This window comes from Nitrospinota bacterium, assembly GCA_016235255.1.
Classification (GTDB): Bacteria; Nitrospinota_A; UBA7883; order UBA7883; family JACRLM01; genus JACRLM01.
On sequence record JACRLM010000063.1, the window covers coordinates 41,631 to 55,660 of the forward strand.

11 protein-coding genes and 1 tRNA gene are annotated in these 14,030 nt (G+C 57.4%); 5 read left to right on the plus strand and 7 right to left on the minus strand.

Annotation, left to right across the window (positions count from 1 at the left end; all coding sequences use genetic code 11):
- Window positions 1–45: 45 nt before the first annotated feature.
- From HZB29_08040 to HZB29_08055, 4 genes are read right to left on the minus strand one after another with little or no spacing between them, the layout of a single operon-like run.
- Window positions 46–702, minus strand: a complete 657-nt coding sequence (locus HZB29_08040; protein ID MBI5815548.1) for an outer membrane lipoprotein carrier protein LolA — start codon at window positions 700–702, stop codon at window positions 46–48.
- A 59-nt stretch (window positions 703–761) separates the two neighbouring features.
- Window positions 762–1,400, minus strand: a complete 639-nt coding sequence (gene purN / locus HZB29_08045) for a phosphoribosylglycinamide formyltransferase (GenBank protein MBI5815549.1) — start codon at window positions 1,398–1,400, stop codon at window positions 762–764.
- Entirely contained in the window at window positions 1,387–3,441 is a 2,055-nt protein-coding gene (gene lpxC, locus HZB29_08050; protein MBI5815550.1) for a UDP-3-O-[3-hydroxymyristoyl] N-acetylglucosamine deacetylase, read from the minus strand. The genes purN and lpxC overlap by 14 nt, the downstream gene beginning before the upstream one ends.
- Window positions 3,442–3,455: 14 nt before the next feature.
- Complete coding sequence (locus HZB29_08055) at window positions 3,456–5,783, minus strand: HAMP domain-containing protein (protein MBI5815551.1); 2,328 nt, start codon at window positions 5,781–5,783, stop codon at window positions 3,456–3,458.
- Window positions 5,784–6,780: 997 nt separating this feature from the next.
- Between HZB29_08055 and HZB29_08060 the strand changes: the two genes are divergently transcribed.
- From HZB29_08060 to HZB29_08075, 4 genes are read left to right on the plus strand one after another with little or no spacing between them, the layout of a single operon-like run.
- Complete coding sequence (locus HZB29_08060) at window positions 6,781–7,377, plus strand: YkgJ family cysteine cluster protein (protein MBI5815552.1); 597 nt, start codon at window positions 6,781–6,783, stop codon at window positions 7,375–7,377.
- A 1-nt stretch (window position 7,378) separates the two neighbouring features.
- Window positions 7,379–8,677 (plus strand): tRNA (N(6)-L-threonylcarbamoyladenosine(37)-C(2))-methylthiotransferase MtaB, encoded by a 1,299-nt coding sequence (mtaB, locus tag HZB29_08065; protein ID MBI5815553.1) that lies wholly within the window; start codon window positions 7,379–7,381, stop codon window positions 8,675–8,677.
- A gap of 1 nt (window position 8,678) precedes the next feature.
- A complete protein-coding gene (locus HZB29_08070; protein ID MBI5815554.1) occupies window positions 8,679–9,482 on the plus strand; it encodes an SAM-dependent chlorinase/fluorinase in 804 nt (267 codons plus the stop codon).
- A complete protein-coding gene (locus tag HZB29_08075; protein MBI5815555.1) occupies window positions 9,439–10,659 on the plus strand; it encodes an MltA domain-containing protein in 1,221 nt (406 codons plus the stop codon). The genes HZB29_08070 and HZB29_08075 overlap by 44 nt, the downstream gene beginning before the upstream one ends.
- Window positions 10,660–10,663: 4 nt before the next feature.
- Here HZB29_08075 and HZB29_08080 read toward each other — a convergent pair whose 3' ends face one another.
- Window positions 10,664–11,326, minus strand: coding sequence for a hypothetical protein (locus HZB29_08080; GenBank protein ID MBI5815556.1), 663 nt, complete (start codon window positions 11,324–11,326; stop codon window positions 10,664–10,666).
- Between the two features lie 159 nt (window positions 11,327–11,485).
- On the opposite strand from HZB29_08080, the gene HZB29_08085 reads away from it, so the two are divergent.
- Window positions 11,486–11,562 (plus strand) — tRNA-Pro (locus HZB29_08085).
- A 3-nt stretch (window positions 11,563–11,565) separates the two neighbouring features.
- Here HZB29_08085 and HZB29_08090 read toward each other — a convergent pair.
- Together HZB29_08090 and nirK are read right to left on the minus strand one after the other, a co-directional pair.
- Window positions 11,566–12,861 carry a TolC family protein gene (locus tag HZB29_08090; GenBank protein MBI5815557.1) on the minus strand — a complete coding sequence of 432 codons (1,296 nt, stop codon included), beginning with the start codon at window positions 12,859–12,861 and terminating at the stop codon, window positions 11,566–11,568.
- Between the two features lie 131 nt (window positions 12,862–12,992).
- Complete coding sequence (nirK, locus tag HZB29_08095) at window positions 12,993–14,024, minus strand: nitrite reductase, copper-containing (protein ID MBI5815558.1); 1,032 nt, start codon at window positions 14,022–14,024, stop codon at window positions 12,993–12,995.
- Between the last annotated feature and the right edge of the window lie 6 nt (window positions 14,025–14,030).

Consider the following 14,030-nt stretch of genomic DNA (forward strand, 5'->3'; position numbering starts at 1 on the left):
CATCGCGCATCGTAAACCAATTCGGGGTAAAGGTTCAACCTAAGTTCACTCCGCTCCGGGCACCTTGTTCATGGCCTTCACCGGCGCCCCTTCAGGCGGGGTGAAGGTGAATATGGAGGGATCGGGGCTGGCGGAGCGGTCCTCTTTTGAGAAGGTTATCCTGTTCTTGTTGCCCACATAGTCCACCATCAGCAGTTCAACGATGTCAAAGCTTGTGGCGTCCACTGTCAGAAGCATCGCCTTCACTCCCGGCTGGGGTGTTTTGGGGACGAGCTTGAGCCGGACAACGTCGTTCATCTTGTCCATTTTCCCCTGGGGCGCCACGGAGGTCTCGAAAAGCTCCCGCATGGTCTGTTTGCCGGCCAGGAAAAGCGCGGGCGATTTTTCGCTTAAAAAACCCTCGATTTTTTCGTAATAGGCCACGTTCTCTTCCGGATCGTAAAACCACAGCTTCTCACCGTCGGCCACGAGGATACGTCCTTTCGGAGAGTCATATTTCCACAGCATACGGGCAGGCTTAAGCATGGACATCTTTCCCTTGTGGACCGATGTCTTGCCAAAACCCTTGCTTTCAAACTCCTGGGTGAATCTGGCGGTCATCCCAAGGGTGTCGTCGAAAGATTTCTGGATTTTGCCGATTATCCCCGCCGTTTTTTCGCTGTCTGCGGCGGCGGATGGTTGAGATATAAATATTATGGCCACCAGCGTTGATAAGAGTGGGAATAGGCTAATTCCGCGCAAGCGTGCCATGGGGCCGGATTTCATCTCGCCCCTGAGGCCGTCCGGCCAGCCATACGGGGCGGCACGAGCCCATCGGCGATCATCTGGATGGCCTTCGGATAAAGTTTGTGTTCCTGTTCGAGTATCCTTGCCGAGAGCGTCTCCAACGTGTCCCCCGCCAGCACTTCCACCGCCGCCTGGGCGATGATCGGCCCGGTGTCCACCCCCTCGTCCACGAAATGCACCGTGCAGCCGGTGATCTTCACCCCGTGGTCGAACGCCTGTTTTTGCGCGTCCAGCCCCGGGAAAGAGGGGAGCAGCGCCGGATGTATGTTGATCACCCTGCCCGGAAAGCGGGTGAGGAACGCAGGAGAGATGATGCGCATGAAACCGGCCAGGCAAACAAGCTGCGCCCCGCTTTGCTCCACAGCGCCCGCCAACGCGGAGTCGAAAGCCTCCCTGGACGCAAAACCCCTGCGTTCTATTACAACGGACGGAATGCCGCTTAGTTTTGCCCTTTCGAGCGCGTAAGCTTCGGGATTGTCGGTAAGCACCAGCGTCATTTGCGCGTTGATGGCCCCCTCCTCGCACGCGTTGATTATCGCCTGGAGGTTGGAGCCTCTTCCCGACGCCAGCGCCGCCAGTTTAAGCGGGGGCTTTTGAGGGCTATCTGCCGCCATCCGCCGCAACCGCTTCTTCCATCCGCTCGCGTATTTTCTGGATGATCGCCACGTTCTGGGAGTGGCCGCTCTTTCTGGCGGTGAACTTGCCGCGGATAGGCCGCCCCAGCAGGTACAGGTCTCCTATCAGGTCGAGTATCTTGTGCCGCGCCGGCTCGTTTGGGAACCTAAGCGGGGTGTTCACGATCTTCTCGTCGTCTATCAGGATGAAGTTGGAAAGTTTGCCCCCTCCGGCCAGCCCCGCCTCTTCCAGCTTTTTGATGTCCCGGACGAATCCGAAGGTGCGGGCCGGGGCGATGGTCTCTTTGTAATGCGCGCCGGACTCATAGACGTATCTGTGTTCCTGCCGTCCGATGGGCTGGGGATAGTCCAGGAAATAGTCCACCTCGAACACCGGCGCAGGCTCCACGCGCAGGTATGGCCCCTCTTCGGGGTCGCCAACGCTCACCTCGCCTGTGATCACGATTTCGTCCACATACCCTTCCTGCTCCTCCACGCCGCTGTCTTCGATAAGCTGGCAGAAATCTATGGCCGAACCGTCCATGATGGGGGCCTCGTCGCCGATCTTTATGAGCAGGTTGGTTATCCTGTAGCTGTGCAGGGCGGACATTATGTGCTCTATCGTCTTGATCGTCACAAGCCCGTTGGAAAGGGTCGTGGCGTATTCCGTGGAGCGCACATTTTCCAGGAGCGCGGGGACGCGAAGCCCCGTGCTTATGTCCCCGAACACGATCCCGGAGTTGGGCGGCAGAGGCGAAAGTATCATCCCGGTCTTGATCCCGGAATGAAGCCCGTGGCCGCATAGCACCACGGAGTTTTTCAAGGTTCTTTGGCGCGACAGGCCGGACTTGCGCCCTTCCGCGGAGCCGCCGGACAAGATGTTCCCCCCCGAAGGGTGATGGGATCCGGCGCCATCGGCGTTCTGTGAGGGCATCAGAAGTTGCTTGCGGCCCAGCGTCTCCCCTTCGCACAAGGCGGCCGCCTGCTCCACAATGCCTTTAAGCTCCTTGATATTGCCGGAAAGAGGCATGGACAAAATCTCGTTCATCGCCTCTTTGTCCACACCTTCTATGTTCTTGCCGTATTCGTCGCAATATTCCTCCACGAACCGCTCGACAAAGGCGGGTATGTCCTCCCTCCTGCCGCGCAACGGCCAAAGCCTTATCACGGCGCCGCCGAGAACGGAGAGCAGCTCTTCCCATGGCTTGCCGCCCCCCTTTAGCTCCTCGAAACTTTTTTCCGACGAAGCGATGAACACCGGCGCTTCCCCGTCCCCGGCCTGCATGTTCTCGATGACCTGGAGAAGCCCCGCTGCCATTTCAGGGCTCAGTTTGTCTATCTTGTTGAAGAAAAGCGACCCGCCCTCGGCCGCACCGGACCATGCCGAGTCCTTGTCATGCCCCCCGGCTTCCGCCAGGTCCTCTTCCGTCAGGGAGTCACAGGCTATTTCAACGAAAGGCTTGTCCCTGCGCGAAGACAGGTTATGTATCATCCTTGCGGCGAATTTCTTTCCCAACCCCGCCTCGCCGCATATAATCACCCCTCCCGGCCGTTGCGAAGCTTCCCTGATTAGCCTTCTGGCCTCTCTGGCCGCCCTGGACGATCCGATGAACCTTCCTTCGAACAGGCCGGCGTTGGAAAAAAGCTGCGCCCCGCCGTTCCTTCTCCGGCTCCTGCGGCTTCTCAGGGCTTTGCCCACGGTGCGAAGCATCGAATCCAGCGAAAATGGTTTTTCGATAAAATCGAAGGCGCCGATCTTTGTGGCCTTCACGGCGGTCTCGATGGCGCCATGCCCGCTCATCATCACCACTTCCGTGTCGGCGTCTATGTTCTTGAGTATCTTCAGGGTCTGCAGGCCGTCGAGCCCCGGCATCCAGATGTCCAGCAGCACAAGGTCCGGCGTGACGGACTGTATCATGCGCAGCGCCGTCTCCCCGTCCGCGGCGCACTCCACGTCATACCCCTCGTCCGTGAGGATGTCCTTTATGGCGCCCCTGATGTTTTCCTCGTCGTCAACGACGACTATGCGTCCTTTTTTCATATCCAGTGATTTTATCACCCTTCGTTGGGTAACTCGATAGTAAACACGGCGCCGGACGGCTTGTTGGGGGAGGCCTTGATTGTCCCGCCGTGGTCCTCCACCACCCGGCTGGCTATGGCCAGCCCAAGCCCGGCGCCCTTGGGCTTGGTGGAATAATACGGGGTGAATATCTTTTCCAGGTTGTCCCCATCTATCCCCCTGCCCGTGTCCGACACTTCCACCATCACCCGCTCCCCGGCCACGTTCATCCTGGTGAGTATTTTGACCGCGCCTTCGCCGTTTATGGCGTCCATGGCGTTTTCCACGAGGTTTATGAAGACGCGGCGCATCTGTTCCGGGTCCATGCGCACAAGCTGGATGGACGGGTCCAGTTCTGTCTTGACGGCCACGCCGGGGCGGGTGTCCCTGTAAAGCTTCACCACGTCCAGGATGATGTCGTTTAGCATGGCCGGCTCGGGCCGCAGCTCGAACACTTTCATGTCCGCCTTCCTCGGGCTTGGCCCGGCGGCGTCCGTCATCTTGGCCATGGCCGAGAATTTTTCCACCAATCTCTTAAGCTCGTCCACTTCCTGGATGATCGAATTGGTGGCGTCGTCGAACACTTTTGGGAAATCCTCCGCCTTCTGCTGGAACTTGCGGCGCAGCCTCTGCGCGTTCAACTGGATGGGGGTGAGCGGATTTTTTATCTCGTGGGCCACGATCCTGGCCATCTCCCTCCACGCCATGGCCCTCTGGGCCGCGATCAGGTGGGTAAGGTCGTCGAACACTATCACGGCGCCGATGTACCTGCCGTCCTGGTCCTTTAGCATGGAAATACTCAGCTTGAGCGTCTTTCGCGCCCCGTTGAGCGACGCTTCCAGCTCGCTTTCAAGGGTGCGCCCGCCCGTCTGCCCCATGTTCCGGATCATCCTGCGCACAGGCTCATGGAGCGATTCGTCGAACACCTTGCGGTACGGCTTGCCCAGCGCCTTATCCGGGCTCACGCCGAACATGGAGGCGGCGTATGCGTTAATGGTGGTGACGGAGCCCCCCTTGTCAATGGACACCACCCCGCCCCCCACGTTCTCGAGCACAGCCTCTATGTACTCCCCCCGGTGGTGAAGCTCGATGTTGGACTGCACAAGGTTCCTGTTGGCCTCTTCAAGCTGAGCCTTGGAGCCTTTCAGGTCCTTCGTCATTTTGTTGAACGAGTCGATAAGCTGCCCCACCTCGTCGTTTTTTACCTTGGCGTCTATCCGAACGTCCAGGTTCCCTCCCGCCACCGCCTCGGCCGCCTCCGAAAGGGCCTTTAGCGGCACAGTGATCCCACGGGCCAGGTAAAACCCTATCCAGATAGACGAGAAGATGATCACCAACGCCACCAGCGCCAGCGTCATCTGGTAGGATATCTTGATTATCTCTTTCTTGATTTTAAGCTGCTTGTAGTCCTCAAAGGCGTTGCTGATGGACTGCGCCCGGTCCAAAAGCCCGCGGGACACCTCCTTGCCAACCAGCACCACCCCCTTCACCTGCGCCGGCGAAAGTTCGTCGGGCACCGGCGCCATGGAGATGATCATGTTCCGCCCCACCTTGTCGTCCACCGCAGTAACTTTTTCTCCCAAGGCCAGCTTCGCCAGCAATTCGGTCTTCTCCCCGAGGGAGAAGGAGGCTTCCGATCCCGGTTTTAGCGCCTCGGCGGCAAGCTGGAAATTGCCGTCGTAAATCTGGATCATCTCCACGTTATATTCGCGCAGCTTCTGCCGCAAAAGCCGGTTGAGGTTTTTTAACGAGGTCTCGTTCATCAGCCCCCGCATGTCCAGCAGGCTGGCCATGTATTCGGCGTTGGCGGTGGTGGCGTTCTCCGCGTCGCTGTAAAGGCTTTCGGCCACCTGGAGCGACTCGTGGAGCGTTTTTTCAATCTTTGTGTTCAGCCACTTGTCCACTGTGTCGCCGATAAGTTCCGAGGCCACGGTGAACATCAGCGCCGCCGGCACAAGCGTCATCGCAAGGAAAAGGATCACAAGCTTGGTCTGGAACTTAGACCCCGCTATCTTCCACCTGCGCTCCATGTATAGCTTTATCAGGTTCCTGAACACAAGCAACACCATGACCACCAGCAGGATCACGTTGAGGTTGAGGACGAGCGCCACCGCGATGTCGTTGGAAATCGGCGTGTCCACCGAAGAGTCCCTCAGAAGGATCGCAAAGATCGTGAGCAGGACGAACAGGGCGGTAAAGCCTATTATCACGAAGCGGGTGTTCTTTTTGCGGCGGGCCACGTTGTCCGCCGGGGAGAGGTGGTCGTATTTCACCGGCGCCACCATCCATTTGAACAGGCCTATGACCTTCCTTAACCAGGACATCGGATAAATCCTTTTTGGCCCGCCGGCATGCTGATAAATGACATATCTGGACATTATACAACCTTGCGGCCTCCGATGGGCCGTCTGGACGCGGGAATGGAGGCCAACTGTGGGAGCCACGGGCCTCGCGCCAGTCACACAACAATTGCGCAAGTCATAACCAGAACGGGAGAGATAAAAGAGAAATGTGTATTTTATTGACACTAACCGCCAGAACTGCTTATTATTTAATTCATTTGGAATTATTTGTTTTCTATTCACTACCGTTCCGGCTGGGGGCTGTGTAAATGATACAGGCTATCAGGCAGACTGGTGTCCGGCGTTTGCTTGTTTGTTTTTCCATTCTTGCCCTGGCGCCAATCATAATTCAAGCATGCAGTTCCTCCGGTGGCGGTTCTTCTTCTTCGGCCAGCGATTCTTCGGGAGAATCATCAAGCGGATCAACTTCGCCGGGCAGCTCGACTTCGGGAGGTTCCACTTCGGGTGGAACGGCGGAGCCAACGCCAGACTACACATCCAACACCATGGAGATGGTGGCCGCCACAGCCGCAAATTATGAGAACCATTATTGCGAGGTCACTATTGAATGGACTTTGCCGCCGGACTGGGCTCAGCAGGGGAATGAGACCGAAAGCTTTATCATTTATTATGGCGAAGGGTGGGCGATGTATCCCTCCACTACGGTCAACAATGTATGGCGCGGCGCGACGGTATATACCGTGATTAATTTGACGCCTAGCGTGGAATATTGCTTCAGGATATCACAATACAAGCCACAGACCGGGGAGTCCCATCCCAGCAACCCGGTTTGCGCCACCCCGATGCCTAATCCGTCCGGGCCTTGCAACTAGGCCGGACAGGACCGCATCCGCGTCTCTTTCCGTTTTTTCAATGACGCCTAACCGGCGAAATTCTTTATACGTGTTTTCAAGCGACGCCTCCATGTTCAATTCGGGCCTCTGATGAGGTAAAATGAATATTTTGGATTTGTACGGTGATGAATAACGTGGATGGAAACAGCTTCGCTCCCAGGCTTGTGGAGCGTTTTGCGCGTAACTGCGAAGTTTCGCGGGAGAATATCATAGGCGCTCATTGGCGGGAGATTGTGTGCATGAGCTGCGGCGGATGCTGTTTCTCCCCCGTGATCCCCATATCGCGGGAGGATTTCAGCCTGTTTTACGAAAGGCTGGACATCGGGCTTTCGAAGGACCGGTTCGCGCAGATGTTTCTTCAGGATCCAGCCGCCGCAAGCCCCAGCCTGTATATCGACACCGGGCGGCACAAGGGACGGTGCATGTTCCTTTCAAAAAAGGATTGTTTCGAGTGCGGAGTTTGGGACAGGAGGCCGGATGTGTGCCGGGACTTTTTTTGCCGCGAAATAGTGAATTTTGAGAAAAGCCTGGAATCGGGTGAAATCGCCAAAGATGGAAATTTCATGGAAAATGTCCTCCGTTTGAAGGAAAGAGTCGTGGAAATGCTGGACCTGGCGGCGTTTGAAAAGGAAATGATGACATATTCCATGGCTGCGGCCGGCGGGCCGGCGCCGAGCTATTTTGAGAAAAACCGCGAGATTTTTGGAAGAAGGAACGTTTGAAGTGATCAAGCCCCGTAAAGTGTCGTTCGAGACCCTTGGATGCCGGTACAACAGGTTTGAATCGGCGGAAATGGCCTATGAACTGGAGAACGCCGGGTTCGCCGCGGCGGGGGAGGGGGAAACGTCCGACATCGTGGTGATAAACACCTGCTCTGTCACCAGTAAAAGCGCCGCCCGTTGCCGCGCAGCCATACGCCAGGCCCGGGCGCAAAATCCGGGCGCGGTGGTGGTGGTGGCCGGATGCTATTCGCAGACGAACCCGGCCGAGGCCGCAGCCGAGGAGGGGGTGGGGCTTGTGCTGGGCAACGTGGAGAAATTCGAGCTTGCCAACGCTTTGAAGGAAATCGGCGATGGGGGGGCTCCGGCCAAAGTGATGGTCGGCAGCGGGACCCGGCCTGATTACCTGCCGGTGCGTCCGGTCACATCCCTTGAAGGGCGCACGAACGCTTACATAAAGGCCCAGTCCGGCTGCGATGAGGAATGTTCTTTTTGCGTAGTGAGGATCGCCCGGGGCAAAAGCGTCAGCGCACGGCCGGACGACGTTGTGGCGCAGGTGAGGCTTATGGCCGGAAAAGGAGTGCGCGAGGTTGTATTCACCGGTATAAACCTGGGGCAATTCGGCGGCGGAACCGGCCTTTGCGGACTGATTAAAAGGACGCTGGACGAGACATCAACAGAGCGGGTGCGGCTTTCGAGCATCAATCCGCAGCATGTGACGGACGAATTGATCGAGCTGATGGCCAGTTCCCCCAGGATTTGCCGTCACCTTCATATACCGCTGCAAAACGGTTCGGACCGGATCCTTGCTGCCATGCGGCGGCCTTATACATCTGGGATGTACGAGACATTGCTTGGAAAGCTCGCGAAAGCCATTCCTGGCATTGGAATCGGCGCGGATGTGATGGTGGGATTCCCCGGCGAGACCGAAGAGGATTTTAACGCCACATATTCATTGATAGAACGCTCGCCGTTGATGATGCTTCACGTGTTCACATATTCCCCCAGGGAGGGGACGGAAGCTTACAGCATGAAAGGAAGGCCGCCAAAAAAAGAAGCCAAGGCGCGCGCAGCCATGCTCAAAAAACTATCTGGCCAGAAACGGGCCGAGGCCGGGGAAAAACAGGTTGGCGGGACGCTGGACGCGCTCGTGGAGAACACAAGGGACGCGGCGGGAAACCTCAAGGGTTTTTCGGACAATTATTTCCCTGTTACGTTCAAGGGGCCCGACTCGCTGATGAGCGCCATCGTCCCGGTGAAAATAATCTCGGCTGGCGCGGACGGCCTTTCCGGCGCCGTGTAGCATGCCCCCCATCGTCACCCTCACCACCGATTTCGGCCTTTCCGATCCGTTCGTGGGAGTGATGAAAGGGGTGATGCTGTCAATCAACCCTTCCATAACTTTAGTGGACATCACCCACGAGATAAACCCGCAGGACGTGCGCCAGGCGGTGTATGTCATCGGCTCCGCGTTCGAATATTTCCCCAAGGGGACGATACACCTTTGCGTGGTGGATCCCGGCGTCGGCTCCGAGCGTAAAGCAGTCGCGTTCGAGGCGGGGGGGCAATATTTTATTGGGCCGGACAACGGAGTGTTCACCGAGGTCTTGCGCAGGACAAAGGTTTCGGCTTCGCATGAAATAACCAATCCCAGCGTGATTCTTCCAAACCAATCCGCGACATTTCACGGGCGTGATGTGTTCGCCCCGGCGGCGGCGCATCTTGCAAAGGGAACACCGTTGAACTCCTTTGGCCCCCCGGCTGAAAATTTAATGTCCATGGACCTGCCGTGGGAAATGCGCCCCGCGCCGGATCTCGTCGTGGGCGAGGTGATATACATTGACCATTTCGGCAACGCCATAACGAACATCACCCGGTCGCTTGTGGAGCGGGCGGCGCGCGAGATGGACGGCGCGCAGGTCAGGATCGGGTTTGAAAACGGCGCCATTGACGGGGTGCTTTCCAATTACTCCGAAGCGGATGAAGAAATGAGCGCATGCGCCGTGTTCGGAAGCTGGGACACTCTGGAGATATTCGTCAGGAACGGGGACGCGGCGTTCATTCATGGACTGGAAGTGGGGGATGAAGTCCAAATACGTTTCTCTTAGCCTTGCCGCGGCCACGCTGCTTATGGCGCCGTCATGCGCCACAAGGCCGCCGTTTGCGCGGGTGGAACAGGCGCCATCGCTTGTGATGTCCGATCCGCCGGAGTTTCTGCAGGACGATATTGACGCGCCATCTTTCGCCAACGCCGCCGCCGAATCCAAAAAATATCTGGCCGCCAACAATGGCGCATCCATTCGATTTGGATCGCGGACCGTCACATCGGAGGATATAGCCGGGTCCATAGACCGCCTGGCGCAGATCGTCGCTGATGTGAAAGACCCCGCTGCCCGCAAAAAACTTATAGCGGCAGAGTTTGATTTCTATTCGATCAACACCGGCCGCGAAAGAGGGGCGGCGCTGGTCACCGGCTATTACCAGCCGGCCCTTCGCGCAAGCAGGACAAAGACGGATGCTTACAAATACCCGGTTTACCGCCGCCCGGACGATCTGGTGAATGTTGACCTGGGGCTGTTCGACGACCGGCTCAAGGGCAAAAGGATTTCTGGGCGGGTGGAGGTGCAGAGCTTGCTGCCTTACTACGATAGAAGGAACATCGACAGAGAGAACAAACTTGAGGGGAGGGGACTGGAGATAGTGTGGGTGGACGATCCGGTGGCCCTGTTCTTTCTCCATGTGCAAGGTTCGGGGATAGTGGAGCTGGACGGCGGTTCGCGGATATTCGTCAATTTCGCGGCGGGGAACGGAAGGGATTACAAGTCCATCGGCAAAGCGCTTATCGCCGAAGGGGCTATCGGCGAAAATGAAATGTCGCTCCAGGCGATCCGTTCATGGCTTGCGGCCCATACGGATCAGATGGAGCGGATTCTGGATTCCAATCCCAGCTACGTCTTTTTCCGCGAGATGGACGACGGGCCATATGGCTCCACAGGGGCGCGTCTTGTGGCCGGGCGTTCCGCCGCGTTCGATCCGGCGTATTTTCCATCGGGCGCCGTGGCGTATGTGGTATTCGACGCGCCTGTGGTGGCGGACGGCCAGGTGACGGGATGGGAAAAAACAGGCCGCTTCGTATTCAGCCACGACAAGGGAGCCGCCATCAAAGGCCCCGGCAGGATGGATTTGTTCATGGGCGCGGGGCCGGAAGCGGAGGCCGCAGCCGGTGTCATGAAGCAAAAGGGGAGCCTGTTTTTCCCCCTTATGAAGAAGACCGGCGGCCAGTGACCGTTTAGACCGCCACTCCCTCTTTCACCGCCAGATGGGCTATGCAAGACTGCGCCCCGGTGGCGATGGCGGTCTGCAGCGAATATTCCACTTCGCCATTCAAGGCGGTGATGAACGCCTTGAGCCATGCGTTTGTAAGCTTACACATATGGCCTATGTCCACGCTGGTGTATTCCCAGTTCTGGATATGGTTGCACGCGCTGTGCGTGTAATCGAGCTTCGACCTGCCGTTCAAGGCCACCTGCGCACCCGGATCGCACGGCATCCCTTCCAATTGATAGTCGGAGACATACTGGTAGACGGCCTCCAGGCTGTCCGGCTTTATCCCTTTGGCCTTCACTGCGTTCAACGCTTCGGCCCGGGCGTGCTCCTCGGCGGCCTGAAGGACGATGTCGAACTTGCCGCCGGCCAGCTCGACAAGACGCGCCTCGAATACCTGCACCTTGGCGATAAGCCCGGTGAGGAACTGGTGGATCGGGTTGAAGCCCACAAGCTCGTCCAGGTCCTGCCCCGCCAGTTTCTGCCCGTAATCCGCCACGGCTTTTTGAACCTCGCCCGCGTCCACTCCGTTTTTCTCAAGCGCGGCGGCTATGGCCATCGCGCGCGACTCGATGATGGTTATCTTGTTGAACATCCAGTAATGAATTGGGCCCAAAAACGCGCTCATCAGCTTCTCCCGTAAAACATGGTCAATATGCGGTCATTCATCATTTATAGCGCCATAAAGGACTCGCCGCTATAACTTTGGTCATAGGGGCGCCTTAAAATTTATTGAAAACCACACGCCGGGGGATTATACTTGCGTACTTGGTTCTTCAAGTCAAGTCGGGATGTGGCTCAGCCTGGTAGAGCACTCGCTTCGGGAGCGAGGGGTCGGAGGTTCAAATCCTCTCATCCCGACCAAATTTATTTTTTCCCCTCTCCTGTTGAAATTACCTCCCCGGTAAGCGAATCAATTTCGGCGGCTATGGACCGGAGCCGATACCGTGATTCTTCCAGCGCAAGCCGATATTCGAGCGCGGTTCGCGCGCTCGACAACGCCGCCATGAAATCTGTTTTGCCCATACGGTAGGAGACCATCGCGCTGGACACCGCCATCTGAGCTTGGGGCAGAATTGCGGTGGTGTACAACGTTATGGCTTCAAACTCCTTTTCCATGCTCACCACCGCTTTTGACAGGGCCACGCGCGTTTCGTGGACGACGTGGCGTTTTTTCTCGAAGATCTCCCCCAGGCCAGCAAGCGCCCCGGCCACATATTGGTCCTGTTTCTCCGCGTGCCATAGCGGCAGGCTTGCGGCCGCTTTTAGCTGTATCTGGTCCGATCTTTCCGAAGGAGGCCCATCTTCCTGCAGATAACCGGCTGAGAACGAAAAGTTAAGCCCGGATTCCGCCCGTTCTTTTTCCACGGCCCTCCTGGCCTTTTCCACCTCCATCTCCGCCAGACGGATTTTGGGCGAGTTTTTTTCCCCTTTTTCCCATGCCTTGTAAAAATCAGGAGCTTCCGGCGTGACGATCACTCCCTCGGGCAGGGTGAATTCCAGCCTTTCGCTCCGGCCAAGCAGCCTGTTTATGCTTATCCGGGCAAGATCGCGCCGCTCCACCAGCCGGATATTCCTTTCGCGCAACATGCTTTTTTCAAGTTGAGCCTGGATTACGTTGGTCTGGCTTTCCTTGCCGGCCACATAACGGCCGCTTGCCGCAAGCACGACCTGATCGAGTATCAACTCGCTTTGCGACACGGTTTCAATCGCCTTGCCAAGGAAGTAAAACTCGTAAACGCTCTTTTTAAGCTCCGTTAACAGATCTGCGATCATCACCTCTTTCTGGATTTTGCCGATAGCCAGATCGGTCAAGGCCATGTCGCGCATGGCGGATCTTTTCCTTAAGTTGGGGACCCCCTGGGTTATGGTGACAAATCTGCTCCGCGCCCCCAGCCGGTCCAGGTCAAAGCCGGCGGACGCCGGGGACTGTGCGCCGATTTCAGCCACAGGATCATCCCATGCCATCCTCGCCTCTGGAATCGGCTCCAGGGATTCGATCCGTTTGCGTTGGGCGCTAAGGTCAAGATAATTGGATTTAAGCTCCTCGTTGAGCGCGGCCCATCCGTCCTCCGCCTGCGCGACGGATTTTCCGGTGGAAAGCGCTATCAATGAGCAAGCGATGAGCGATGCGGCCGCAGCGGTTCCCCTGAAAATATTCATGGCGCAGTATTCCGGATTTCATTCCATTGTACGCCAAAACGCGGAGGCGGGCAGGCGGCCGGAATTCAAGGCCCCTTCTTGCGCGAAGACGGGGCCTTGAGCAAACAATTACGCTGGAAGCGGATGCGCCCTCAATGGCCCCCCGGCGCGCCCAGCTTGATGACTTTGAGTACGTCGGGATTCTCCTCGCCTCCCGCGGAGAGTATCGCCACCGCTCCTTTGTCTATAGCCCTGAAGATCGCATGGTCAACAATAATATAGTCGGCCTTGGTGTTGATCTTCATCTCCACTATGGCGGAGCCCCCCGGAGGCACCACAGTGGTCTGGATATTCCTGTGGGGTTCCGAACCGATCGCCCCTTCGGGATACACCACGTCGAATATCTCGCCTATCACGTGGAAAGCGGAGGTGAGGTTCGGCCCGCCGTTGCCGACAAACAGCCGGACTGTTTCGCCCACTTTAGTTTCCATTTTGCCGGCGCTTCCAAACGCGTTAAAAAGGATATACTCCGGCTGCTCGGCCAGCGCCTTTTCCTTGGAGAAAGGCTGCAGCCCCTTGTCCCCCCTCTTGCCGGCGGGATAGAAGTCGCCCTGCATCACGTAATATTCCCTGTCCACCTTGGGCAGCCCTTTCTCAGGCTGTACGAGCACCAAGCCGTACATGCCGTTGGCCACATGGGTCGGAATATGCGGCGTGGCGCAATGATAAACGTAAAGTCCCGGGTTTAACGCCTTCCACGCGAATCCTGTCTGTCCTCCGGGAAGAGTCTGGCTCAGCTTTGCGGCTCCCCCCTGCCCGTTTACGGAGTGCAGGTCTATGGAATGGACATTCTTGCTGTCCGCGCTGTTCTTAAGGTGAAACTCCACAGTGTCGCCCACTCTCACCCGGAAGAAAGGCCCAGGCACCGTGCCGCCGAAAGTCCAGAACATGTAGTCCACCGCTTCGCCGGTCAGCGGGTGCTTTAACTGCCCCACTTTCTCCGACATCTCCAGATCCACAATTACTGTGGCGGGTTTGGAGCGGGTGATGGGTGGAGGAACCATCGGCGCGGTGGTCAACACCGCTTGCTCCCCGGCGGCTTGGGCGGCCCATGGGCCTCCGGTCACCGCAAATCCAGTCATAGCAAAAGCGAGAAAAGCTTTCTTCTTCCATCCGCTGATCATGTTAAT

What these genes read in the sequence shown, in the direction of transcription:
- HZB29_08090 (MBI5815557.1), bottom strand. Translation starts at nt 12,861, where the DNA reads ATGAATATTTTCAGGGGAACCGCTGCGGCCGCATCGCTCATCGCTTGC.
- HZB29_08080 (MBI5815556.1), bottom strand. Translation starts at nt 11,326, where the DNA reads ATGAGCGCGTTTTTGGGCCCAATTCATTACTGGATGTTCAACAAGATA.
- HZB29_08060 (MBI5815552.1), top strand. Translation starts at nt 6,781, where the DNA reads ATGAATAACGTGGATGGAAACAGCTTCGCTCCCAGGCTTGTGGAGCGT.
- purN (MBI5815549.1), bottom strand. Translation starts at nt 1,400, where the DNA reads ATGGCGGCAGATAGCCCTCAAAAGCCCCCGCTTAAACTGGCGGCGCTG.
- HZB29_08055 (MBI5815551.1), bottom strand. Translation starts at nt 5,783, where the DNA reads ATGTCCTGGTTAAGGAAGGTCATAGGCCTGTTCAAATGGATGGTGGCG.
- HZB29_08075 (MBI5815555.1), top strand. Translation starts at nt 9,439, where the DNA reads ATGGACTGGAAGTGGGGGATGAAGTCCAAATACGTTTCTCTTAGCCTT.
- nirK (MBI5815558.1), bottom strand. Translation starts at nt 14,024, where the DNA reads ATGATCAGCGGATGGAAGAAGAAAGCTTTTCTCGCTTTTGCTATGACT.
- HZB29_08070 (MBI5815554.1), top strand. Translation starts at nt 8,679, where the DNA reads ATGCCCCCCATCGTCACCCTCACCACCGATTTCGGCCTTTCCGATCCG.
- lpxC (MBI5815550.1), bottom strand. Translation starts at nt 3,441, where the DNA reads ATGAAAAAAGGACGCATAGTCGTCGTTGACGACGAGGAAAACATCAGG.